Annotated in this window: 23 protein-coding genes; 10 read left to right on the top strand and 13 right to left on the bottom strand. The window is 44.1% G+C overall.

Annotated features, from left to right (window positions below; translation table 11 throughout):
* Positions 1-30: 30 nt before the first annotated feature.
* Complete coding sequence (locus AAFP14_RS24060) at positions 31-732, bottom strand: Uma2 family endonuclease (RefSeq protein WP_341734713.1); 702 nt, start codon at positions 730-732, stop codon at positions 31-33.
* A gap of 210 nt (positions 733-942) precedes the next feature.
* Positions 943-2319 (bottom strand): helix-turn-helix domain-containing protein, encoded by a 1377-nt coding sequence (locus AAFP14_RS24055; RefSeq protein ID WP_341734712.1) that lies wholly within the window; start codon positions 2317-2319, stop codon positions 943-945.
* A gap of 315 nt (positions 2320-2634) precedes the next feature.
* Here AAFP14_RS24055 and AAFP14_RS24050 point away from each other — a divergent pair, with 315 nt between their 5' ends.
* Positions 2635-3168, top strand: coding sequence for a hypothetical protein (locus AAFP14_RS24050; RefSeq protein ID WP_341734711.1), 534 nt, complete (start codon positions 2635-2637; stop codon positions 3166-3168).
* 170 nt (positions 3169-3338) lie between these two features.
* Here the strand turns inward: AAFP14_RS24050 and AAFP14_RS24045 are convergent, their stop codons facing one another.
* From AAFP14_RS24045 to AAFP14_RS24025, 5 genes are all read right to left on the bottom strand, one after another.
* Positions 3339-3473 (bottom strand): hypothetical protein, encoded by a 135-nt coding sequence (locus AAFP14_RS24045; protein WP_341734710.1) that lies wholly within the window; start codon positions 3471-3473, stop codon positions 3339-3341.
* Positions 3470-3871, bottom strand: coding sequence for a type II toxin-antitoxin system VapC family toxin (locus AAFP14_RS24040; RefSeq protein ID WP_341734709.1), 402 nt, complete (start codon positions 3869-3871; stop codon positions 3470-3472). The genes AAFP14_RS24045 and AAFP14_RS24040 overlap by 4 nt, the downstream gene beginning before the upstream one ends.
* On the bottom strand, positions 3868-4113 hold the full coding sequence (locus tag AAFP14_RS24035; protein WP_341734708.1) for a type II toxin-antitoxin system Phd/YefM family antitoxin: 246 nt from the start codon (positions 4111-4113) through the stop codon (positions 3868-3870). Before AAFP14_RS24035 ends, AAFP14_RS24040 begins: the two co-directional genes overlap by 4 nt.
* A 230-nt stretch (positions 4114-4343) precedes the next feature.
* Positions 4344-4670 carry a XisI protein gene (locus AAFP14_RS24030; RefSeq protein WP_341734707.1) on the bottom strand — a complete coding sequence of 109 codons (327 nt, stop codon included), beginning with the start codon at positions 4668-4670 and terminating at the stop codon, positions 4344-4346.
* Between the two features lie 354 nt (positions 4671-5024).
* Positions 5025-5921, bottom strand: coding sequence for a M48 family metalloprotease (locus tag AAFP14_RS24025; protein ID WP_341734706.1), 897 nt, complete (start codon positions 5919-5921; stop codon positions 5025-5027).
* A 580-nt stretch (positions 5922-6501) separates the two neighbouring features.
* On the opposite strand from AAFP14_RS24025, the gene AAFP14_RS24020 reads away from it, so the two are divergent.
* The 3 genes from AAFP14_RS24020 to AAFP14_RS24010 all read left to right on the top strand — a co-directional run bounded on the left by AAFP14_RS24020 (position 6502) and on the right by AAFP14_RS24010 (position 9220).
* Positions 6502-7410 carry a ParA family protein gene (locus tag AAFP14_RS24020; protein ID WP_341734705.1) on the top strand — a complete coding sequence of 303 codons (909 nt, stop codon included), beginning with the start codon at positions 6502-6504 and terminating at the stop codon, positions 7408-7410.
* Positions 7407-7859, top strand: a complete 453-nt coding sequence (locus tag AAFP14_RS24015) for a hypothetical protein (protein ID WP_341734704.1) — start codon at positions 7407-7409, stop codon at positions 7857-7859. The genes AAFP14_RS24020 and AAFP14_RS24015 overlap by 4 nt, the downstream gene beginning before the upstream one ends.
* A 92-nt stretch (positions 7860-7951) precedes the next feature.
* The gene (locus AAFP14_RS24010) at positions 7952-9220 is read left to right on the top strand and encodes a DPP IV N-terminal domain-containing protein (protein WP_341734703.1); all 1269 of its coding nucleotides are present in this window, start codon (positions 7952-7954) and stop codon (positions 9218-9220) included.
* An 88-nt stretch (positions 9221-9308) separates the two neighbouring features.
* Here the strand turns inward: AAFP14_RS24010 and hpsL are convergent, their stop codons facing one another.
* The gene (gene hpsL / locus AAFP14_RS24005; RefSeq protein ID WP_341734702.1) at positions 9309-10973 is read right to left on the bottom strand and encodes a hormogonium polysaccharide biosynthesis protein HpsL; all 1665 of its coding nucleotides are present in this window, start codon (positions 10971-10973) and stop codon (positions 9309-9311) included.
* A 208-nt stretch (positions 10974-11181) separates the two neighbouring features.
* Between hpsL and AAFP14_RS24000 the strand changes: the two genes are divergently transcribed.
* The 3 genes from AAFP14_RS24000 (at position 11182) to AAFP14_RS23990 (ending at position 12704) form a co-directional block, all read left to right on the top strand.
* Positions 11182-11871 (top strand): alpha/beta hydrolase, encoded by a 690-nt coding sequence (locus AAFP14_RS24000; protein ID WP_341734701.1) that lies wholly within the window; start codon positions 11182-11184, stop codon positions 11869-11871.
* Positions 11872-12055: 184 nt separating this feature from the next.
* Positions 12056-12235, top strand: a complete 180-nt coding sequence (locus AAFP14_RS23995) for a hypothetical protein (RefSeq protein WP_341734700.1) — start codon at positions 12056-12058, stop codon at positions 12233-12235.
* Between the two features lie 220 nt (positions 12236-12455).
* Positions 12456-12704 (top strand): DUF6761 family protein, encoded by a 249-nt coding sequence (locus tag AAFP14_RS23990; protein WP_340522145.1) that lies wholly within the window; start codon positions 12456-12458, stop codon positions 12702-12704.
* 176 nt (positions 12705-12880) lie between these two features.
* Here the strand turns inward: AAFP14_RS23990 and grxD are convergent, their stop codons facing one another.
* The 3 genes from grxD to AAFP14_RS23975 all read right to left on the bottom strand — a co-directional run bounded on the left by grxD (position 12881) and on the right by AAFP14_RS23975 (position 14242).
* Positions 12881-13204: a Grx4 family monothiol glutaredoxin gene (gene grxD, locus AAFP14_RS23985; protein ID WP_341734699.1), complete on the bottom strand. Its 324-nt coding sequence runs from the start codon at positions 13202-13204 to the stop codon at positions 12881-12883.
* Between the two features lie 105 nt (positions 13205-13309).
* Complete coding sequence (locus tag AAFP14_RS23980) at positions 13310-13570, bottom strand: BolA family protein (RefSeq protein ID WP_340522120.1); 261 nt, start codon at positions 13568-13570, stop codon at positions 13310-13312.
* A 45-nt stretch (positions 13571-13615) separates the two neighbouring features.
* Positions 13616-14242, bottom strand: a complete 627-nt coding sequence (locus AAFP14_RS23975) for a hypothetical protein (RefSeq protein ID WP_341734698.1) — start codon at positions 14240-14242, stop codon at positions 13616-13618.
* 650 nt (positions 14243-14892) lie between these two features.
* Between AAFP14_RS23975 and AAFP14_RS23970 the strand changes: the two genes are divergently transcribed.
* Together AAFP14_RS23970 and AAFP14_RS23965 are read left to right on the top strand one after the other, a co-directional pair.
* Positions 14893-17223: a S8 family serine peptidase gene (locus AAFP14_RS23970; protein WP_341734697.1), complete on the top strand. Its 2331-nt coding sequence runs from the start codon at positions 14893-14895 to the stop codon at positions 17221-17223.
* Positions 17224-17341: 118 nt separating this feature from the next.
* Entirely contained in the window at positions 17342-17701 is a 360-nt protein-coding gene (locus AAFP14_RS23965; protein ID WP_341734696.1) for a hypothetical protein, read from the top strand.
* Positions 17702-17747: 46 nt separating this feature from the next.
* Here AAFP14_RS23965 and AAFP14_RS23960 read toward each other — a convergent pair whose 3' ends face one another.
* Together AAFP14_RS23960 and AAFP14_RS23955 are read right to left on the bottom strand one after the other, a co-directional pair.
* On the bottom strand, positions 17748-18479 hold the full coding sequence (locus AAFP14_RS23960; protein ID WP_341734695.1) for a WecB/TagA/CpsF family glycosyltransferase: 732 nt from the start codon (positions 18477-18479) through the stop codon (positions 17748-17750).
* A gap of 132 nt (positions 18480-18611) precedes the next feature.
* Positions 18612-18752 carry a hypothetical protein gene (locus AAFP14_RS23955; protein WP_341734694.1) on the bottom strand — a complete coding sequence of 47 codons (141 nt, stop codon included), beginning with the start codon at positions 18750-18752 and terminating at the stop codon, positions 18612-18614.
* Positions 18753-19002: 250 nt separating this feature from the next.
* Between AAFP14_RS23955 and AAFP14_RS23950 the strand changes: the two genes are divergently transcribed.
* Entirely contained in the window at positions 19003-22212 is a 3210-nt protein-coding gene (locus AAFP14_RS23950; protein WP_341734693.1) for a glycoside hydrolase family 15 protein, read from the top strand.
* Positions 22213-22693: the final 481 nt, after the last annotated feature.

Here is a 22693-nt window from a genome sequence, read left to right as displayed (position 1 = left end):
CCTGTTTAATTAAACCGTTGCAGAGATAATTCAGCTTAAAATGTCCTCTGGATTTATCCTCATTTCTCGCAGTTTTTCAGATAGGCGATCGGCTTTTTGCTGTGCTAACTCTTTCTCCTCTCTTTCTTGTTCCATTTGTTGCTGTGCCTGTTCCACTTGTCTTGACAACTCCACATAAGACAAAAACTTCAGTCCGTCAGGACGATAAATTTCCAAATCTCCCGATGCAGTTTCAAAACGGACTTGCAAACGCGGACTTACCCAACCTTCCATTGATTCAATATAGTTTAGTTGTCCGTCAGTTCGCCGCCAACCTATTAACTCATTATCCTCTGGATCGTAGACATAATATTCTTCGACTCCATAATTCTCGTAGAACTTAAACAGCTTAAACATTGCTGTCATCCGGTTGCCGGGGGAGATGATTTCAAAGACAACTTGCGGCGCAATATTATCTTCTAGCCACTGTTTGTAGGAACCCCGATCGCCTTTTGGTCTACCAAAGACTACCATAGTATCAGGTGCTTGGCGAGTTTTGTTATCTCCTGCAACGGGATACCACAGCAAGTCACCTGCTACAAACACATTTTCGTTGTCTTTGAATAAAGCATCTAGGCCACCTTGAATTTTTACGATTAATTGAAACTGTTTGGTATTGTCAGACATTGGTTTTCCGTCGCTGTCTGGGTAGATGATTTCTGGCAAAGTTTGAATAGGACTTGTTGCGGTCATGGGATGACTCCATTGCTAGCAGCATCAATTTATATTTTATATCTATCTCGCAATCACCCGACGGGGGTTTAAACCCCCGTCTCATAGCTTAAGTCCTCTAAAGAGGACTCAAATTCTCTTCCAGTCCTCTTTAGAGGACTTAAGCTATTAGCCAGGGACTTGAGTCCCTGGCGGGATTTGGGGTAACATGAGAATAGTGCAATATCTCAGTTACAACCCTTTGATATACTCCTTCAATACAGGTGGCAAAGTGTAAAGACTTCCTTCTTTTTCTATCAAACAGCGCCGCGATAAAGATTGGAGTGCGTTGAGTAAATCTGATGATGATATTTGTCCTTTTTCTAGCAATTTTGCTAGGTTGACTGGCTGGTTTTCTGTCGCCAACAATGACATAACTTGTTTTTCTAGTTCGGAAGTGCGATCGAACTGCTGCTGTAAAACATCTTTCAAATCTTCCGGTAACAATATGGTATCATCTATTAATAACTCAGTCGCGTCGATTCCCAGATCTTGAATCAGATTCGCCACGCTTTTTAACCATAGCGGGTTGCCTTCATAGCGGTGAATGAGTGCTTCACTGTTGTCGATTTCTTCTAACCCACAATCTCTCAGGATTTCGCGTCCGGCTGCGATATCTAAACCTTTGAGTTGTAAGGTACGAATGGGAGTATTTTGGTTTTTAAATTGAGTCACTTCTCTCGGTTGTTCCCAACCGATTAACAGAAAGCAACTTTGATGGGATATTTTTTCTATCTGTTTGAATAGGGAGCGATATTCTTCATAGTCTGGTTTATACTTTCCTGCCAATTCGCCGCTACAGAAAAGGTTGTGAACGTCATCCAAGACTATTAAACAGCGATGGTTTTGTAAATACTTAATCAGCGGTAAGCGTTTCTGGTTTGTTGGGGATAAATCTTGTTTTTCTGACAGCGAGAAAAACTGTATTAGTTTATGTTCAAATTCATCTGGGGTGTGCGATGCGTCTATGCTGCACCAAATAACGTACTCAAACTCTTCTTTAATTTGTTGTACGAGTTTTACTGCTAGGGTTGTTTTGCCGATGCCGAGTCGGCCGGTGAGGGCTAGGAGGCGGCTGTTTTGTTGTAGAATCCATGTTGTGAGGGTTTGGAGTTCGGAAGTGCGATCGAAGAAATTACCCAACTCCGGCATCTCGCTTAAATCTTGATGTAGAGTTTTAGTTTCTTTTGGGTTAGATGTTTCTTGATTTGGTGGCTGTGAGTTTGGGATATCAGGTGAGTGTAAAGTTTCTCCACAGATGTTAAAACTACCAATTTGGTTGTGATGCTGTTCCCAATGTGAAACTATCGAGACTTGGAACCTCTCTATTGCCGATCGTAAATTTGATTTATGAATATCTTCCCCTAACTCTTCTGAAAGTAGGCGCCATAATTCCGATCCTACTTCCCTAACACGACTTTCAGAAAAATCAAAATCTTTAGCTATTTGCTTATATGTCTCATGTTGTAGAGTTCCTCGCAGTACCGTTTCTTGTAAATCGTCAAGGTGCTGACCTGTTTTGGCAAATACTATATCATCAGCAAATTTTAACATTTCTTTAAGATTCATGGCACAGGTATATGGGCGCACTTTGTGGATTATAGCTCACATTTCCCGGCTTTTTAATACATTTCCGTACATTTTCCCACAAAACCCAATTCAAGAGAGTAAAAGCTGGGGAAAATGTCGGCAAAATTGAACAGTTTTTCGCTGGACAAAGCTTTGATTTCTGAGGATGATGGGAGAAGGGTTAAACCATAAATTTAGGGATTAAACGCTTGCCGTTTGATACCCTGTAATAGTTTGTTAGACAGCAGTTGCGGTCTAATTAATAGTTAGACCGCAGATTAACCAGTTTGGCGAAATTTTAGCTGGGAGGCAATTATGAAAATACTCATGAGAATTTTAATTTCTATCGGTGTCGTAGCTACAGTTTTCAATTCGATTGAAACAGCATATTCCCAAATATCTGGATTACGAGGAAAGTTTGATGGTACACAAGCTCAACAAGCTCGGATTCGAGAGGTAGGCTCTCTGGCTGTTACAGTAGAAGTCAATGATGGTAGAACCTGGCAACAATGGTATACAACCCGTCGGGGAGAAGCGAACTTCTCAAAAATACTTAGTTGTACGGTTGGTGAGTTCAATGGTGATAAAAATTCGGATATTGCTTGTCTGTATGACTATGGAAACTTTGATGTTGGAATATGGGTATTTACCTCGGACGGCAAGAATTTTAACTCTAGCATCTGGTGGAGAAGTGGTAAGGGCAACTTGAACCCAAATTCTGTTGTTGGGGGGATTGAGTCCATCGATAATAATAATGACGGTCTGTCTGATTTGAAGATGCCCTATCTTTATCCCAATATCCGTAACGATATTGTTTTTTATTCGGATGGCAAGAAATTTTACCGCTAGATCGAATATAAGCGAATATATCAGTATACACTAACCAAAGCAGTGCGATCGCCCTTACTTGTAGGTTGGGTTGAAACAAGGAAACCCAACCTCTTTTTTTCCTCACTATCTGATCCATTTCTACCATGTCAATCCGATTATTGCACGGATAGCGATCGCCCGATATCGCATCAAGAGCGATCGCCCTTTCTTGTTTCTGATGACCGATCGCGCATCAAGACCGATCGCCCTTCACACCAAATACCAAACAGTGCGATGATTGTACGGAGTGCGATCGACAGCATAAATGATAAGTAAAATCTCACAAATTTGCTGCCCAAAGAATAGTAATATCGCTGTATTGCTTGAACATTGAATCAGCACTCACCAGCGTCATCTCCTCAATCTGAGCCTGGGCAATTAGCATTCGATCGAAGGGATCTCGATGATGTAATGGTAACGCAGCCGCTCGCAGGGCATGAGGTGCTGTAATTTCCAACGATCGCACATCTAACTGTATCATACGGCTAGAAATGTAGGTATCTATCGGTTCTGGCAGCGGCAATTTTCCGATCGCAACTTTGATACCCATTTCCCAGATACTAGCAACAGAAAACCACAATTCGTTCGTTTCATCGGCAATCTGTGCGATCGCCTCCTCATTCAATCGCTCTGGTTGGGCAAACCACCACAAAAAGCACTGCGTATCCAGCAATAGTTTCACTTTTCATCACCCTCGAATGCGGTCAAAATCTCTTTTGGCAAAGGATCGTTAAAGTCCTCTGGCAAAACAAATCTCCCTCGATCTTGCCCTAAACTAGCTCGTCGATTAGATGAAGTACGAAACGGCACCAACTTCGCGATTGGGATGTCTCCGTTTGCAATAATGATTTCTTCTCCCAATTCTACACGCAACAGTAGTAGTGAGAGATTTGTTTTAGCTTGATGGATATTTACAGTTTCCATGCTCTTAAAAAATTTAGTCTATAAGTTAAGTTTAGTTCGATGGTGAGAGTTCTGCAAGATCGAGTTTATGAATGCTTTACAAATACCACCCGGCGCCATACTCCCACCAAAACTCATAGCGATCGCCCTTTCTTGTTTCTGATGACCGATCGCCTAAAATGAAAGAGCGAGATCCCTCACAGCAAATATCAAACAGTGCAATAATTCTACTTATTTTCCGATCGCAGCCACTACCCCACCGCCAACTCTGTAAACTTCCGCATATAGGGCGATCGATATCCCAGAACTATATCCGACTTAGGTACTCCTGATTCAATTAGCTCGTTAGCTATTCCCACCTCAGTTCCATCCCGTTGAATCCAAATCTTACCGTCTTTAATCTCAATGTGAATCACACATCCATAAACTCGTCCTTCCCCGCGCCAGCCCACATGAAACATCAAGTAGCGATCGCCATCGAAAGCAATTTGAGACTCCACTTCTGGATCTTCATAATCGCAGGTAGAGTGTTTTTCAATAATCGACTGAATCAGTTTTCTATATTTTTCTATCTCCATGATACAATCTCCTCTTTTACAGGATTAAATACCAGCAAGTTTAATTGCATTCGCATCACTGACATTTTAGCTAAACGTCGAGAATGAACTCCCGGTGGTAGATTGCCGTTTTCATCGAATTCACCGAATCACTTACTCACACCCGCGCAGCAAATTAGTTGTTCGAGTCGATCGCACCACAGCTATAGCGGTTCTCAGATAAATGAGGTATACACAAACCCTGTATTGTCAAGCTTTCCAGGGCAAAATTCGTACCTCACCTTTTTGAGAAAGGCTATATCATTATAAACAAATAGAAACCCGGCTGCTTCAAACAACCGGGTTTCTAAATATTGTTGCTGCATTTTCGCTCGACTAAATTCCGCTCATGAATGCCATCACAGGAGTACCTTGCTGCTGCTGCGCGATCGCCAAAAGCCGCTGAATTCGCTCTTCAGTAGAGGGGTGAGTGCGGAAAAGAGACTGCAAACCTTCCGTCGAAAGAGGATTCACAATCAACAGCGGTGACATCGCCGGATTCCCGTGCATCGGAATTTCTCGGCCGATTTTTTCCAATTTTTGCAGCGCGTTTGCTAAGCCAATGGGATTGTTGGTAATTTCCACTGCACCGCTATCTGCTGCAAATTCCCTTGTCCGAGAAATCGCCAGTTGAATTAACGTTGCTGATAGCGGCGCTAAAATGATTAAAAACAGCAAACCGAACGGATTCGGGCCTTGTCTGCTGTCCCGCGTTACCGGGCCGTAAAGCGCTCCAAAAGTCAGAATTCGCCCGACAAATGTAATCGCACCGGCGATCGTTCCTGCTACTGCTTGAGTGAGAGTATCGCGGTTGCGGATGTGCGTGAGTTCGTGCGCTAAGACGCCTTCCAATTCTTCGCGGGAAAGCAGGTTGATGATGCCTTCGGTAACTGCGATTGTGGCGTGTTCTGGGTCTCTTCCTGTGGCAAATGCGTTGGGAGATTGAGTCGGAACTATAAAGATTTTTGGTATGGGAATTTCGGCCTTGGCGCTTAATGATGCTACCATATCGTAGATTTCGGGAGCTTCGCTGCGGGCGATCGGCTGAGCGCGGTAAGCCATTAAGGCTGCTGTATCTGAGTAGTACCAAGAGCTAAAACTGCTGAAGGCGGCTAGCGCTAAACCGATGTACAGTCCTTGTTCGTTACCGATTAAATAATAGCTTCCTAAAACTAGAAGGCCGCTGAGAAGTCCTAGTAGGGCTGCTGTCCTGAGTTGATTTGTTCCTTGCATGGCGGGTTGGGGGCGATCGCGAATTTTGGTATTTTTGAGCTTGTTATTAGATTTTCACAGGCACTGGCGATCGCACCTCTATCTGGCGAAATAACTGCCAGGGCCAATAGTAGTATTTTGTTGAACCATCCCCAATAATTACTGTGCAACAGGCCCTCCAGCCTGTTCTAGACGGGTGCATCTCAATGAGTGCAAATATATTCGTAGCGACTGTAGCATGACCGCAGAAAATTTATTAGTCATAACGAGAGATTTACAGCGGTCATGCTTCGCCTATGCAAAATCGGGATGCTCCCGTTCTAGACTTGCTTCTAGCGCGACTTTATCTAAAAGTTTGGCTTAGTTTTTACAGGCTTTATTTTAGTTAAATCTGTTTAGCAATGAACAGGATATTTTTTAGTTATTTGCTCCTTCAATCAGGGATATTGAGGAATAATTTTACCATTTTCAATGATATACTATCAAAGTCTAAGTCTGAGCACCCTGGGCAAATCCTAACCCTCCTAGGCGATCGCAAGCTGAACTCAGTCACACAATATGTTTTAATTTATATTTGAGCAAAATCTAAACCAAGGCAACCATGACTCCAAAATCCATAGCCGTAATCAACTTCAAAGGCGGTGTCGGCAAAACCACCGTCACTTGGAGCCTGGGAAATATTATATCCCAAGGCACAGACCTCGAAGTTCTAATGTTAGACTTAGACCCGCAGATGTCCCTCACAGAGGCGATCGGACTTAATGAAAGTACAGGTCATTTAGATGACAAATTTGGTAAGTGGTACGAAAAATCACTCCGGGAAAGACGCACAATTTACGATGCTCTCGAACTGTTTAAAAAAAACGGACCTAATTTTAAATTTCCCGTTAGTTTCGACACCATTTATCAAATTGATGAACAGTTACATTTTGTCCCTTCCGTCGAAGAATTGTATTGGTTGGATCTGGATGGATTTGATGGAAAAAATGTTAAAGACTTCCTTCGCAGATTTATCGGCAAAATTAGCAACTCTGCTAACTCGGTTAACTCCCTCAACCCAGCTAAATCGGCCACTATCCCCAAATATGATTTGATGCTGTTTGACTGTTCTCCTTCCTTTAGTCTCCTCACTTACAGTGTACTCTCTTGTTGCGACTTAGTATTAATTCCCGTAAATCCAGATTACTTTGGTTCTAGGGGATTGAGTTTGGTCTTAAACTCGTTGCAAAAGCGGATTGAACCTTATCCTTTCCCCAAAATAGCAGTGTTTATGAACAAAGCTAAAATCTATGGAGGATTGTTGACTAATGAAGTTCAGTTTTATATGAGAGAGGTGAAAAGACTTTGCGCTGATATCTCCAAAGACAATAATATAGAAGTTAAGTTTTTAGAATCGACGATTCGCGAAAGTGTCGGTCTGAAACGAGCTATTAATGAAGGAGAATTGCCACGAGAATTAGTTAGGGAATTTGAACAACTTTGGAGTGAGTGTGCGGAGTATCTAAAATGATTAAAAAAGAAAGTTTGGGTGATGATGAAGAAACCTCGCAGTTAGTTGATGAAATTAGCGAACTTAAGGAAATCCTGCGGGAGGTTTCTCGGAAACTAACTAGGATTGAGACTAAAGTCCGGCGGGGAGGAATTTCTGCCATGTCCAAGGTTTCCGAAGCTACGGTATCTCAACCAGAGGTAACTACGGATAAACCTGCTAGTTTATCGCCGGAACAGGTACTGCAAATTTATGAACAACTGCGTTTAAAAGCTAAAAATGGCAAGGAAGAAGAGGTGAGGAAAAAGTTGTTGTCTATGAGTGCAACTGATTTGAGTTTGATTTGTTTGGAATTAGGTATGCCTCCCACCGCAAAAAATCCATCGCGCAAAAAAATGATCGAGGTAATTATTGGTAGAATCAAACAGAGTTTGATGTTGTCGCGACATATCGATCGACAAACACTTTAACAGTTTTCAGCTTTGTAACTCACAACCCTTCCCCTGGAGTGAGTTGTGAGTTGAAACCGCCCGACTGACAAGTAAGGAGATAAATTGACAAAATGCGTTTAAAAAAAACATGGCGAATTAGTGCGATCGCCCTATTTTCACTCACACTATTCATCACCCTGTTTTTGAGCCTCTCAAGCCATCCCGCACCCGCAGCTCAAAAACCGAAGACACTGGCATTTTTGGCGCTTCAGAGGCGTGCTGGTGAGGTAAGAAACAGTTTATTTACAGTCAATACTAATGGCTCTGGGCGTCGCGAACTTTCCCCCAACATAGATGTTAGTCCCGCCCTAGTTTGGTCTCCCAACGGCCAGCGACTGGCTTTCGTGGGTAGCGATACTGACATATATACAGTCAATGCGGACGGTTCTCAATTAACTAAGCAATTTTCTGGAGATGTCTGCAAAGCAGCTAATTTTAGGATTGTCTGGGCTTCTAATAGTCAAAAACTTCTGTTTGGGCGTTCCTGCGACGGTTTTACCTCCGATGCACCGGGTAGTCAATCTCTGTATACCAGCGATACTACAGGTATTAAAGGAACTAAATTAGTTCGGAATTTTGCAGTAGGAGGACAACCGCCTCAAACTGAAATTTCCTCGGAATTTTACTTGTCACCGGATGCCCAACAGATAGCGTTTGTTAAAGACAAGAACATCTACAAAATGAATGCAGATGGTTCGGCCATGACTCAATTAACTAAAACCCCAGGGGAATATGTTTCCGGTGGTAGCGAACTTGTTTGGTCTCCCGATCGCACCAAAATTGCTTTCTGGTTGGGAACCTATCCTCAACAACAAATTTACACCATCAATACTGACGGTAGCAACCTCAAACAACTGACGAAAAATCCCCAAAATCAAGCTTACAACCTCAAACTATTTTGGTCGCCCGACAGCCGCCGTCTTGCCTACTATTACAACAAAGCGGGGGATCGGGGTGGCAAACAACAAGATGTTTATGCGATCGATATTAATAGCGGAACCGCCCAGAATATCACCAAAAAGCCCACGAGATACGACGCACTTTCCTGGTCTCCAGATGGCAAAAATCTCGCCTTCGCCACCGGAAATTTTTACCAACAAAAACTCTACATAATTAATGCTGACGGTTCCAAACTGACTCCGTTAGCTGATAAATTAGAATTGTCAGGAATTTCTCAATTAGCATGGTCTTCTGATAGCCAGCAAATTGCTTTTACTTTTAATGATATTAAAGGGGAAAAAAGCAATTTGTATGTAATCAATCGCGACGGTTCTGGAGTGACTAAATTGAGTAGTAACAATGACTTGAATGCTAGCACTCCAGTTTGGCAACCTCAATAATCCCACTCAAAATTTAAAGTTTTTTCGGAGTCCGCTAGGAGTGGACTTCGTTTACTTTTGAGTGATTTCAATCGCCTAGTCTCTATTTTCAAATGGGGGAAGATGCTAGAATTTTTTTCTCCTTTAATTGTTGGCGATCCGCTAATTCGTCTATATCAACTTCCTCGTGTTTTTCCTCCTGCACCTGTTTGTCAATTTTTGGCAACTTCAAGATAGCCCCAGCCAAAACCCAGTAATAAACTGATACTGGATCTACATCCAGCGGATAGTATTGAGTATTGATGGTAATAAATGCCACAAATACCCAAAAACTAGCTCCATAGGTCCGTAAACTTTTGTCTTTCACAGAACGGTAAGCTCTAAAAGTGAGAAAAGCTAAGTGTAATACCATTAGCTGAAAAGCAATCATTCCCGGATAACCGAGTTCGTACATCAACTTAGGTTGAAAAGTTTCTATGAGTTGCGTTGCACCAAAGGTCCGGGTTGAATTCGTCGCTCTTCCCACACCTCGACCCAGATTTCTGTCAATAATAAAATTATGGCTCTGCTGGAATTGATTAAACAGAAACTGTTGGGGTGGCGCGGCATTCCAACGGTTAATAAAACTTTCCCACCGCTGCTCGATAATTCCTGGGTTAATGGCTGCACCGACAAATAGCAAGATACCCAGTCCTGCACCAATGGGAATGAATCTTTTAAAATTTACTAATTGACCGGTGAGAATTAGTAGTACAAAGGTAGCACCTGGAACCATAACTAAAGCAGCTCTTTGACCAGAAATAACGGCGTTGGCAAATACTAATGCCATGCCAAATAAACCGATGGTTCGCCACCAGAAGGAAGGGTCGCAAAAAGCACCAGCAAAGGTCAAAAAAGCATTGGAAATTAAAAACCATGCCCACTGCCAAGGGGCGACAAAGGTGCCTGGTAAACGGATAAACTTGACTTCGGGACTAAATACTAGAGAACCACCAACCAAACATCTAGCTTGTAAGGTGGCTTTATATAACTCTGCTCCCGACATTCCTCGCGTGCCGGCACACCTCCCACTTTGCAGCAATAGATACTGAATTAAACCCAAAATGCAGCAGAGGATCGCCAAAATGATGTGCATTCGACTAAAAAATATCAAATCTTTCTTAGTGCGGATCAGATAATAGGTACAGGCAATCAGCGGTATGTAACCGATCAATACTTTTAAGCCGAGAATTCCTTGCAGCAAGGGTTTCTCACCCTTCATGGGGTTAAGCTGCATATCCCCGTTGACAAAAATTAAAGTCAGCATTGCCATCATGAAGAGGATGCTGAAGGTAAAAATCATTTCTTTGGGAAGGAAGATGGGCAATTGTTTCTTTTTGCAGCTTTGAATAAGGGCGATGAGAGCCGGTATGTAGAAAGCATCTTTTGCTACTTGAAATGCTGCATTGCCGCCGCCAATGGCGTAAGTGATGGTCCCGCTAAAAGGTAGGTAAATCAGAAAGGCCCACAATGCTTGACGGGGATATTTGTAGGAAAATAGCAAGATTGCTACGGCGAAGCCTGCTGCAATGGCAAGTTTGGCGCGGGTAACAAATAACAGGGGGATGATGACAACGGTGCTGATTAAGGTGTAAATCGCGATCGCCTGGATGAGTTCATTGCGCTTTTCTGAAGTTTTGCGTTTTTGGGCAGCTATTTCTTTTTTACTGAATCCTGGGTGTTGGTGTTTTTGTTTGCGTTTAGACTTCTGGGATTTACGCTTGGCTTTTAACATGAAATTACACAGATGTTCCAAGGAATTAATGGGGGCAATTTCCCAGAATTAATGGTGGATATTAAACTTAATTCTGAGAACAATTTATCAAAAAAAATCTTGTATGTGTAGCTGTTGTAAAAAAAAAAGGTTGCGAGCTTGTAGAATATAACTGCTGGATCTACAATAATGGAGGAGGATCTAATTAGTTTTAATTTTGCAGTCAATTATGAAGTTAACAAAATTTGTATCGATCGGCATCACCGTATTTTTAGGAGCAAGCGCTAGCATATTATCGACGAATACTAAAGCATTAGGCGCCGAAAAAGTTGTCCTCACCTTTGGCCCCATCAGACAAGCCATTAATGTCAGCGACTTAGAAGACTTTGCGAAAAACGGTACAACTACCACCACCATCCGACAAATTATCGGAGTCTCAAAAATGGATGCGGGAACCCTGCGCGGGTTAATGGGCCTAGAAATTGGCTTAAAGCCAGCTAATCTAGCGCGGGTAGTCTACAGTACCCCAGGAGAAAAAATTACCGACGAAATTGGTCAAGCAATTCGGACTCAACGCAATACAGAAAGTGGCAAAGCTTTGCGCGCCGCAGTGATCCTCGCAGCCAGCGATGATGGGAAAGTTTCGGTACTCGAAATCCTGAAACAGTATCCTTTGCCGGAAGTTTATGTAGATGTTGCCAAAATTGGGGGTACGGTGGCAAAAGTTCAAGGTTTAGCGGGGACTTTGCAAACATTGCTTCAGGATAGTATGCGATCGACTACGACAACTGAAACAACTCGTACCGAAACGACCACGACAGTGGAACCACGTCGCAGCGTGCAGCCCACCATTGCACCTCCAGCCCGTCCCGTCATCGCACCCGCACGCACACCACAGCCTGTCAGAGGACTTTGGTGAAAATTTAAAACTTTTGGCTGTGATTGGGGAATGTTGAGTTGTGAGTTTGGAGTTTTGATTTAAGTCGTGTCTGTTGCTTCTTATAAAGCGATGAACAAGACAAGGGTGACAATTTTAAAATTTTTGTCAAATTTCCCCGATTGAGACTCCAGAAAGATTCCAGCACTCTCGTGACTATCTTACAATGAAAGTATTAGAGTATGCGTTCGATCGACCAGCCGGCCTCAAGCCTAACCAAAAACAGATTACCAACCAAAAATCCCTTCCTGGGAAGTTGACAAATCTGCCAACTCAAACTAAAATAACGACCACCGTTCCTTCGGTAGCCGGACCAGTAACACAGTTTGACCATAAAATTAAATAACTTCCCGACTCTATTCAACCCAGGATGAATCATCCATCTAGTGTTTACACTATGGAGTCGTGCCAACTAGCCCGTGAAATTTTTTATGGAGGGTAACCTGTTAGCAGGGTAGAAATTGTTATTTAGCAATAGCCTAGACCTAAGCAATTGGGCCACAGTCGAAGCATTTTCTAAATCCCGCCGTCATTGTACTAACCACAAAGGATTTCAACCTCAGACCATGCTTCAAGACACCCAAACAATCCGGCACTACCAAAAACTCACCGACGCCCTCGTCGAAATGTGGAATCGAGGTTATCGTTTTGATGACCTGCGACTTTACTTAGACGGGTATTTGGCAGCCCTCCGTCATTCAAACGGTTTAGAACCCTACCTGATTCACAGATTGGAGGAAGAAGCCGCTCGTTATATTCACGACCCCTCCAATTTTGAAATGCCCATGCCCCAACCAGAATCCGGCTATTACTAATACAAAATTTATCTGTAATAGTTAGCAGGTTGGAATCGGTCGGCACAAAAAATCATATTTTTGTAGGGTCGGCCGTGTCCGCCCTACAGCCGTTAAGGTTGGGAATTTAGGAAAATTTAGAGTTCCAAATTCAGAACTCAGAATTCAGAACTCCAAAATTTCTGCCCTCCCATGATTTAAGAGGCTAAAGCAACTTCTACGGCTTGTTGCAATTCGCCTTTCTGATACATTTCGATCAGAATATCCGAGCCACCAACAAATTCGCCGTTAATATAAACTTGGGGAATTGTCGGCCAGTTGGAATATTCTTTTACTCCCTGACGAATTTCCTGGTCTGCCAAAACATCCACAGTTTCGTAAGGCACTCCCAAGGTATTGAGAATTTGCACTACGTTGTTAGAAAAACCGCACTGGGGCATTAATTTATTGCCCTTCATAAAGACCATGATTTTGTTTTGTTTAACCAAGTCGTCAATTCTTTGATGTGCTGCTGTACTCATGGTGGCTCCTAAATATTGCTTGAATAATTTTCAACAGTGACAGTTGCTGGTTAAGCAACTATTGACACATTAACCAATTTCTGAACTCAATTGCTCGCTCAACAATTAAGCCACTTGACTTTGCGCGTCCCATTCTGCAGGAGTGAAAGTTTGCAAAGCCAAAGCATGGATGGCTTCACTAGCCATTGCTTGTTTGAGAGCACCATACACCAGTTGATGTTGCTGTACTCGGCTTTTCCCTTCAAAGGCCGCAGAAACTACCCTGGCTTGGTAGTGGTCGCCACCACCAGTTAAATCATCAACTTTTACTTTAGCGTCTGGCAATCCAGTCTGAATCATTTCCGCTACTTGAGATGGTGTAACCATTGGTTTTTTTTGGGATAAACGGCTGCAATTTAGATTTTAGTGGAACTATTTGTTAGACGATCGCGGGGGAGTGCTGCTGGCTGGTCGAGGATAGGGGGTATCCACAAACCCCAACTCCAATAACTGCTGATAAGCTTTTTTGCCCAAGTCGCGAGTTGGCTGCTGGGAACGAATAATCTGAATCAGCAGTGGAACAGCCAGTTCCGGCTTATTTTGGGCTCTGTGTACCAACGCCAGCCGATAGGTGGCTTCGTCACGCATTTGGGCTGTATCCACGGCTTTGGTGCGGTTGCTGTCAGCGATGCGGATGTCGATTCCGGCAAAACTGCTGGACAGTTGTTGGTAGAAATTGGACAATTGATTGAAAATTTGGCGCGATTCTTGAAGTTTTTGAGAAGCTACAGTGTAGTTTTGGTTGGAAATAGCATTGCTAGCTTCTGTCATTAAACGCTGACCTCCGGGAATGCTCAAGAGGCTGTTGTTTTGGATAACGGGGCGGAGATTGTTTGGGTCTGTAGGGTCATCTACGGGTTCGACTTGGGGTTTGTTATCTAGCCCAGAAGGTTGCTGTGCTTGGGCTTGGGGCGGTTGTAATAGGAGCAAAGCTGCGATCGCCACAATGCTAATCCGGGCGGTGGAGCGAAGCCAGCAAACAGTTCCAGAGTATACCATGAAATTACTTTGCGCCCTGGGCGCTTTAAAAAAGATATTTAGCTTGAGCAGATCTTACCATTGGCGATCGCAACCGGATGAGTGTAAACCAAATTTGGGGAAATGTCAAAGGGGCACAGGAGGAGAACAGGGGCACTGGGGGACTGGGGGAGAGAGGGAGAGCAGTGGATGACTTTTGATATAACATAGAACCCAAATTATAATTTTCAAATTTTGTTTAACCCATGCCGAATCTAGCAAAATCAACTGGAACGATCGAGATGAAATCCCATAAAAATTAGGTAGAATTTTCAACTAATAAGAAACTTGACTCGACCTCTGGGTACTCTTAATCGCAGAATGGGTTATGGGTAAGGGGTGATGGGTGATGGGTAATACCAATTTAATAGCTCGTTGCATATATTTCGATCCCCCTAAATCCCCCTTAATAAGGGGGACTTTGACCACCATCTTGTCCCCCCCTTATTAAGGGGGGTTAGGGGGGATCAGATTCTATGGAGCCTCATAAAAAATTGGTATAAGCGGTGATGGATGGTAAGTGATGGGTGATGAGCGATCGCACACAAAAACCAACTCAGTCGTTTCAACCGTCAATTATTAGGGCAAAATCAAATGGTTAAACGGAACAAAATTAAACAGGAACATTTCTAATGGTACAGCCACCAAGTAAACCCGAAGCCTCCACTCTCATAAATTATCAAGGTATAGGAGTCCCCGATGAAAGTCTGGCATTGATTTTGCAACGGGGGGGAGATGAAGTGCTACTGTCAAAAGCGACCGATCGCTTTACAGTCCGCCCCTCATCCACAGCATCAGCCTCAAACCCTTGGTTAGTCAAAGCCCAAGCCAAACTCATCCGCCGCGTCGCCAACAGCAATCTAGAAGAATATCAAGTGGTGCCCGCCCTTCTCAATACGGCCATGCAAGCGGCCAGGGCCAGCGATGCCGTTGCTTTTGCTAGCCACGTCTATTGTCCCGCCAACAATCCGGGTACATTCTTTTATTTAACCGATCGAATTACCATTCAATTTACCGAACAACTAAAAGAAGAATCGCGAAATGCGATCGCCAATGCAGCAGCATTAAAAATAGTCAGACAAGTAGAAGGAATTCCCAACACATTTATCTATGAAGTCACCAAACAAGCCACAGAAAACCCAGTCAAAATAGCCAACCGTTTGACCAGATACCCAGAAGTTCTCGTTGCAGAACCAAACATTATAGTAGAAACTCAACACCACTATATCCCCCGCGATCCGCTGTATCCCCGACAGTGGTATCTCAATAACAGAAGCGGTAGACAAATGGCCGTGGGTTCTCACGTTTTTGCCGAAAAAGCCTGGGACATTACTCGTGGAATACGATCGATCGTAGTCGCGATCGCCGACGATTCCGTGGACATGACACATCCCGATTTTCAAGGCCAAGGCAAAATCGTTTTTCCCCTAGATTTAAAAGACGGCGACTTGTCCCCAATGCCTGTTTTAGATTCAGACAACCACGGAACATCCTGCGCCGGTGTCGCCGTGGCGGAAGAAAACGGCAAAGGCATTGTCGGTGTCGCCCCTGGATGCGCCCTAATGCCCATCCGTACTACAGGCTACCTAGACGATGATTCTGTTGAACAAATATTCAATTGGGCGATCGACAAAGGGGCCGCCGTCATTTCTTGCAGTTGGGGGCCATCAGCAGTTTATTTTCCGCTTTCCCTCAGACAAAGTGCCGTCATCACCAAAGCAGCCACCCTAGGGCGCGGTGGCAGAGGTTGCGTCATTGTCTTCGCAGCCGGCAATGCCAACCGCCCAGTCAACGGTACGATTAACGAAAAAGGCTGGCCGGATGACATCATCAAGGGTCAAACTCGATGGCTGAGTGGATTTGCCGTTCACCCAGACGTGATTGCGGTTGCAGCTTCCACTTCCCTGAATAAAAAAGCCGCCTACAGCAATTGGGGTGGCAGCATCTCGGTTTGCGCCCCCAGTAACAACGCCCCGCCGGGAACTTGGATGCAGCAAACTGGATATATCAGCACTCCGCCGGAGGTGACGCAGGATTTGCCCGGTTTGGGAATATTTACTAGCGATCGCATCGGGACTGAGGGTTACGATCCAGGGGACTATACCGACTCCTTTGGCGGTACTTCCAGCGCCACTCCTCTAGTGGCTGGGGTGGCAGCTTTGGTACTTTCGGCCAACCCCCGTTTGACGGCGCGGGAAGTGCGGGGAATTCTGGAACAAACTGCTGACAAAATTGTTGATGGCGATCCCGATCCCCAGTTGGGTACTCGCATGGGTACTTATGATACTCAAAATCAGCGTAGCGATTGGTTCGGTTACGGGAAAGTGAATGCTTTTCAAGCTGTGCAAGCGGCTGTGAGAAAGGGTGGCGGCAATCCGAATATTGGTGATTCGAGGTTTAGTGATATTTCTGGACATTGGGCCCAGAAGTTTATTGAGGCCCTGGCGGCAGCGAATATAATTAGTGGTATGCCGGATGGTTCTTTTCGGCCTGATGAGAGTTTAAATCGAGCTCAATATGCTTCGTTGTTGGTTACTGCGTTTAGTCCGATTCCGAAGATGCCTGCTACGAATTTTATTGATGTTTCTGCTAGTTTTTGGGCCAGAAGTGCGATCGAACGGGCAAATCGGGCTGGCTTTTTGTCGGGGTTTCCGGGGTTGAAGTTTGGCCCGAATTTGAATTTGACTAAGACTGAGGCGATCGTGTCTTTGGTTAATGGTTTGGAACTGAAGGGGGGAAATCCTGATACCTTGAAAGTTTACACCGATCGCTCTCAAATTCCTAATTTTGCTTTAAGTGCGATCGCCGCCGCAACTAGCTTGAAGATTGTGGTTAATTATCCTTCCCGCGATTGGCTTTCGCCGCAGCGGGATGTCACCCGTGGAGAGATTTCAGCTTTGATTTACCAGACTTTGGTGGCGATTAAACGGGCCAAGGCGATCGATTCTCCTTATATCGTTTAACCTGTAGCAGTTTTCAGGTAAGTGAGGTACACAGAAACCCGACTTCATCAATAAGTCTGGTTTCTGTGGTGTTATCCTTAAGCTGTATACTTGTCATAAAATCATGAATATAGTATATATGGATAATCTCTCCGATATTCTCAAAAAAATCAAGCATAAACCTTCAGTGTATTTGGGCAAACCGTCAATTAGTTGTCTTCAGGCTTTTTTGTCGGGATATAATGTGGCACAGTACCAGCTTGGCTTACCTCTACAACAGGAAAATCCTCTAGATGGATTTCAAGATTGGATACAGAAAAAATTTAATATCAACTCATCTCAATCATGGGCGAATATAATTCTATTCTTTTCTCAAGATGAGAGAGATGCGCTCGATATTTTTTTTCAACTATTTGAAGAATTTTGTCAAAGTAAGGTGCATATTACGCACCCTAAAACTGCAACTCATTCTTTAGCTATTTCTCAACCAATCAATTAATACTCAGCATCATTCCGGTGTTACCGGAAATTATCTTACACCTCATTCACCCTCGAAAATCCCCCAAAGCCTTCAACGCAAATTGTGGCAAAGCTAACATCCTGCGCCAGCGCCAAGGCTCTTGATAAAGTCGATACAACCATTCTAAATTATTGTCGCAAAACCAAGCCGGAGCACGAGTTTTTGTTCCCGCCCAAATGTCAAAACTGCCACCTACTCCTACCCAAATAGATTGAGGACAAAGGTGTCGGTTTTTGGCAATCCAAAACTCTTGACGTGGCACTCCCAAACCGACTAGAATCAATTTTGGCTGCATTTTTTTGAGAGTTTCCTGGAATTCTTGTTCTTCCTCTGCACAGATATAGCCGTGTTGAGATCTAATCGACAATCCCCCCCTCTGCTGTTGCCAAGTTTCTGCTGCTGCGATCGCCACTCCGGGCGCACCTCCAAAGAAGAAAACTGATTCCCCATGCGGCAATTTGGCCGCTTGTTCCAGCAAGGACTCTGCTAATTCAATCCCCGGAAATCTGTTGACTTTTTTACCTCGCATTCTCAAGTACAGCACGACTCCGGCACCGTCTGGGATCACGAGTTCCGCAGAACGAATTATATCGGCTAAAGCCTGATTTTTCTCGGCTTGCATCGCCATCTCTGCATTCAGCGTGACGACGTGACTTCCTAATCCTTGATGCAGACGCTCTATCAGCCAACCTGCATGATCGTCTAAGATGTGAACTGGTAGTCCCAGCACAGAAAATTGTGAGCGCGATCGATCCATATTTTTTGATGGGAGATTCCTACACAGGTAGTTATACCAGAAGGGAGAGGGAAGAGGGAAGAGGGAAGAAGGAAGAGGGAGAATGCTCACATCCAAAATCCCCAATCTAAAATCTACAATCGATCGACCTAATTAGCGATCGCTCTTTTTAACAGAACCATCTGCGTACCATTCCATCGGGACTAACTCTATTTTGCCATTGACTTTAATTGTAGAATATACAATTTTTACAAAAGGAGCATTATTGTTGTTATGGTGATGACGGTGAGACATGGTAATTCCCTCCAGATTATTTACAAAGTAGAAATTTTTAACAAAATGTTAACTTCGATTCAAAATATATTTTAGGGACTAAGATTGACTTAAAGTGACTGTCAAATCCTAGACGAGGCAGAAACTATGACAACTCGACGCTCAGAAAAATAAAAGTTGAGAGACACAGAGCAATCTAATTTCTGATATATTTAAAAGTCTATTCAGAGCAACTCAGCTAGCTTCAGGAACAAAGTACAAGGAAAACGAAATGGCGATCGCAACAGCTCAGCGGCATAGCAGGTTAGATTATTACTACCAACAAATCAAAAGTGTCATACTCAAGCGGCAAAACCCAATTACCGGCTTACTCCCAGCGAGTACCGCCGTTAACGCCCACGGCGACTACACCGATGCTTGGGTTCGCGACAACGTTTACAGCATCCTCGCAGTTTGGGGCTTGGGCCTAGCTTACCGCAAAATTGATAGCGATGGAGGTAGAACATTTGAACTCGAACACAGTACCGTCAAACTGATGCGAGGCTTGATGTTTGCGATGATGCAACAAGCCAATAAAGTAGAAAAATTCAAAAATACCCAGTTACCCCTAGATGCCTTACACGCCAAATACAATACCCAGACAGGCAATATTGTTGTCGGCGATGATGAGTGGGGACACTTGCAGTTAGATGCAACCTCTATATTCTTGCTAATGCTTGCTGAAATGACAGCTTCAGGATTGCACATTATTTTCACAATCGATGAAGTCAATTTCGTGCAGAATTTAGTGTACTATATTGGTAGAGCCTACCGCACACCCGATTATGGAATTTGGGAAAGAGGCAATAAAATTAATCGTGGCAATGCCGAATTAAATGCCAGTTCCGTAGGAATGGCAAAAGCAGCACTTGAAGCAATTAATGGATTAGATTTGTTTGGATTAAACGGCTCTCAAGCCTCTGTGATTCACGTTTTACCCGACGAAATCGCCAGAACTCGGATGACATTAGAATCGCTTTTACCTCGCGAATCTAGTTCCAAAGAAGTAGATGCGGCTCTGTTGAGCATTATTAGTTTTCCCGCTTTTGCGGTAGAAGACAAACAATTAGTTGAACGAACCCGCAATAAAATTATCGATAAATTGCAGGGAAATTACGGCTGCAAAAGGTTTCTCCGGGATGGACACCAAACAGTATTGGAAGATGGCGATCGCCTCCACTACGAACCTACAGAACTCAAGCAATTCGAGCACATTGAATGCGAGTGGCCGCTATTTTTTACTTACTTATTATTAGACGGTATATTTGAAAAAAATCCAGCCCAGGTTCAAGAGTACGAACAGCGTTTAGCCTCTCTCACCGTCGATCGTTCTGGTTTATCTTTGCTACCAGAATTGTATTACATACCAGCCGAAAATATCAATGCAGAAAAAATCAATCCCCGCAGCCAGCAGCGCTTACCCAATGAAAACATCCCCCTAGTTTGGGCGCAAAGTTTGTATTTTCTAGGTCAATTATTAAACGATGGATTAATTGCCATTGGTGATATCGACCCTCTGGGAAGACACCTCTCAGTGGGCCGGCACAGAGAACCTCTAGTCCAAATTGCACTGTTAGCTGAAGACGAGGATTTGCAAGCAGAATTAGCAGCCAATGGAATTGCAGCCCAAACTCCAAAACAGGTAGAACCAATTCAAGTCCGTCAAACTAAAGAATTATCAGCGATTTACACCCAGATAGGACGCAATGACCAATTAGGCTTGACAGGTCGCCCCGTTCGCAGGCTGCGGAGTTTGACCACTTCAAGGGTGTTCCAAATTCGCGGAGAGGCGATCGTCTTTCTGCCATCTTTTCTCGACAGACAAGAGTTTTATTTAACCCTAGATTACCATTTTTTAGTATCTCAAATCAATAGTGAATTAGCTTACATTCACCGTCATTGGTCTCAGTTGGGACGACCTACCGTAACCCTGATGCTGACTCACAGAATGCTGGAAACGGGTCGGGAAGCTTTGTTAAACTTGATGAAAGAACTCCGCGACGGACACTGCAAAAATACGCCTGTAAAGTTAGGGAATCTCAATCAATTAATATTGACTGCTGGCACCGAAAAAATTGACTTTTTGCACGAGTTTGATTTTACAGAGTCTCCACTAACAGGTGCTGTAGAAGTGCCGACGTATCTCCGTTACAATCCTGAAAGAACCGGGCCTTTGGGTCACACTCAAGAATTTAAATTAGAGTGCGAAACTAATACTAGCTTCTTGCTCAAAAGCCTGGGGGAATCAGAAAATCTGTACGAACAAATAGAGTTGCTCCATACCCTAGTACGCCTCAAAGGGATGGACTTTGATACTGGATTTGGAGCGCCGGGAGAGAGTGTTAAAGTTGTAGATTTGCTCAAGGAAGTTTATACTAAAGCCGGAGACAGTTCCCAGTCTAAAATAGAATGGGCGGTCATCCGTTATGCTGCGGGTTTGCTGGATAAGATTGATATCAGCTTGTCCGATGCCGTGACGGATATTTTGGTGCGACAAAAACAGATTTCTGTGGGGAAAGCTTACAGCGAAGATTCCCTAATTTCTCGACCTGGTTCTTACATGGAAGTGATGGACAAAATTCGCCAATTCTGCGGCGAAGACGTTCGCGATCGAGTTCTCACCCAAGAAGTTTTGATCTACCTGGGTTTGCTGATTAAAGCAGAACCACAGTTATTTAAAGGACTTTTGACCCTGAGAGTTAGCTATTTTATTTTGTTGCTAACTAGCGAACTAGCCCGCGAATTGGGAATCACGCAAAATGAAGCTTACGAAGATTTAATGCAGTTGAGTCCCTTTGAAATTAAAAACCGCCTGCGCCAAGTTTTGTCAGAGTATGAGGAAATGAATCAAGTCCTGAAACAGCAAGAATCTCTGCGGGTAAAACAATCGGAAAAAGAAATAGAATGGGTGGTGGCTCCAATTTTGTCCCAGCCCCAAATGCCTGCGGGTGGATGGCGCAGGAAGCGGCAAATGGAAGGTGCTGTTAATCGGGTTCCCAAGGATTTTTATCCCCATGTTTGGGGACTGCTGCGTCACTGCAAAGGTTTGATTATTGGGGATAAGTTGGAACGCAGAAATCGGTTGGACAGTGAGGTAATTTTATCGGAAATGACTCCTGGTGAAAAGAATTTTGCCCTCCAAGTGGAGCATTTGCTGAATAAAATTGTTGCGCCTGAGTACAGACAAGTTAATATTGAGGCATTGATGGAGTTGGCGGCGATCGCCCAACGCAACCCAAAGCTACAAATAGAAGAGTACATCGTCTTGGATGTATTGATCGGTCACGCTGTCAGGCTCAATTGGCTGGAAAAACACTTGGAAAGAGCAGATAGATATGACGAAGATAAGGCAGCGGCTTGGCAAGCTTTTTATAATACTTCGCCTTATGTCTGCGCGACTCATGTTCTGAATGCTTTCCGATTCTTAACGCAGTTTGGCTAAGTTTTTTATGAAATAAGGAAGAAGGAAGAAGGAAGAAGGAAGAAGAACCCCCCCTGCCCCCAGGGCTGTTTCATTCTCAGGAAAACGATGATTTTGTAGGGGTAGTGCCCCAGGGCTGTTTCATTCTCAGGAAAACGATGATTTTGTAGGGGTAGTGCCAAGAGTGCCTACCCTCTTCGTCCACGATTTTGTATGTGTTTGGTGAGATTGGGGCCGGCACTCACAGGCACCGCCCCTACAAGAGAATGAAACAGCCCTGCCCGTGCCTACCCCTGCCACCAACGATCCAATGCGCGTTTGGGGCTGACCGGGCCGGCACGGGGGCGCGGCCCCTACAGAGAATGAAACAGCCCTGGGTAGTGCCAAGAGTGCCTACCCTCTTCGTCCACGATTTTGTATGTGTTTGGTGAGATTGGGGCCGGCACTCACAGGCACCGCCCCTACAAGAGAATGAAACAGCCCTGCCCGTGCCTACCCCTGC

This window comes from Microcoleus sp. EPA2 (genome assembly GCA_020882975.1).
GTDB lineage: Bacteria > Cyanobacteriota > Cyanobacteriia > Cyanobacteriales > Microcoleaceae > Microcoleus.
The sequence above is the reverse complement of the archived record's forward strand: the minus strand, read 5'-3'. Positions and strand labels throughout refer to the sequence as shown.

Bases quoted from the DNA above. Each gene is read 5' to 3' on its own strand.
- AAFP14_RS24035 (WP_341734708.1), bottom strand. From the start codon at position 4,113: ATGGAAACTGTAAATATCCATCAAGCTAAAACAAATCTCTCACTACTA.
- AAFP14_RS24020 (WP_341734705.1), top strand. From the start codon at position 6,502: ATGACTCCAAAATCCATAGCCGTAATCAACTTCAAAGGCGGTGTCGGC.
- AAFP14_RS24050 (WP_341734711.1), top strand. From the start codon at position 2,635: ATGAAAATACTCATGAGAATTTTAATTTCTATCGGTGTCGTAGCTACA.
- grxD (WP_341734699.1), bottom strand. From the start codon at position 13,204: ATGAGTACAGCAGCACATCAAAGAATTGACGACTTGGTTAAACAAAAC.
- hpsL (WP_341734702.1), bottom strand. From the start codon at position 10,973: ATGTTAAAAGCCAAGCGTAAATCCCAGAAGTCTAAACGCAAACAAAAA.
- AAFP14_RS23965 (WP_341734696.1), top strand. From the start codon at position 17,342: ATGGATAATCTCTCCGATATTCTCAAAAAAATCAAGCATAAACCTTCA.
- AAFP14_RS23950 (WP_341734693.1), top strand. From the start codon at position 19,003: ATGGCGATCGCAACAGCTCAGCGGCATAGCAGGTTAGATTATTACTAC.
- AAFP14_RS24015 (WP_341734704.1), top strand. From the start codon at position 7,407: ATGATTAAAAAAGAAAGTTTGGGTGATGATGAAGAAACCTCGCAGTTA.
- AAFP14_RS24000 (WP_341734701.1), top strand. From the start codon at position 11,182: ATGAAGTTAACAAAATTTGTATCGATCGGCATCACCGTATTTTTAGGA.
- AAFP14_RS24055 (WP_341734712.1), bottom strand. From the start codon at position 2,319: ATGAATCTTAAAGAAATGTTAAAATTTGCTGATGATATAGTATTTGCC.
- AAFP14_RS24010 (WP_341734703.1), top strand. From the start codon at position 7,952: ATGCGTTTAAAAAAAACATGGCGAATTAGTGCGATCGCCCTATTTTCA.
- AAFP14_RS23970 (WP_341734697.1), top strand. From the start codon at position 14,893: ATGGTACAGCCACCAAGTAAACCCGAAGCCTCCACTCTCATAAATTAT.
- AAFP14_RS23980 (WP_340522120.1), bottom strand. From the start codon at position 13,570: ATGGTTACACCATCTCAAGTAGCGGAAATGATTCAGACTGGATTGCCA.
- AAFP14_RS23995 (WP_341734700.1), top strand. From the start codon at position 12,056: ATGAAAGTATTAGAGTATGCGTTCGATCGACCAGCCGGCCTCAAGCCT.
- AAFP14_RS24025 (WP_341734706.1), bottom strand. From the start codon at position 5,921: ATGCAAGGAACAAATCAACTCAGGACAGCAGCCCTACTAGGACTTCTC.
- AAFP14_RS24030 (WP_341734707.1), bottom strand. From the start codon at position 4,670: ATGGAGATAGAAAAATATAGAAAACTGATTCAGTCGATTATTGAAAAA.
- AAFP14_RS24060 (WP_341734713.1), bottom strand. From the start codon at position 732: ATGACCGCAACAAGTCCTATTCAAACTTTGCCAGAAATCATCTACCCA.
- AAFP14_RS23960 (WP_341734695.1), bottom strand. From the start codon at position 18,479: ATGGATCGATCGCGCTCACAATTTTCTGTGCTGGGACTACCAGTTCAC.
- AAFP14_RS23975 (WP_341734698.1), bottom strand. From the start codon at position 14,242: ATGGTATACTCTGGAACTGTTTGCTGGCTTCGCTCCACCGCCCGGATT.
- AAFP14_RS23955 (WP_341734694.1), bottom strand. From the start codon at position 18,752: ATGTCTCACCGTCATCACCATAACAACAATAATGCTCCTTTTGTAAAA.
- AAFP14_RS23990 (WP_340522145.1), top strand. From the start codon at position 12,456: ATGCTTCAAGACACCCAAACAATCCGGCACTACCAAAAACTCACCGAC.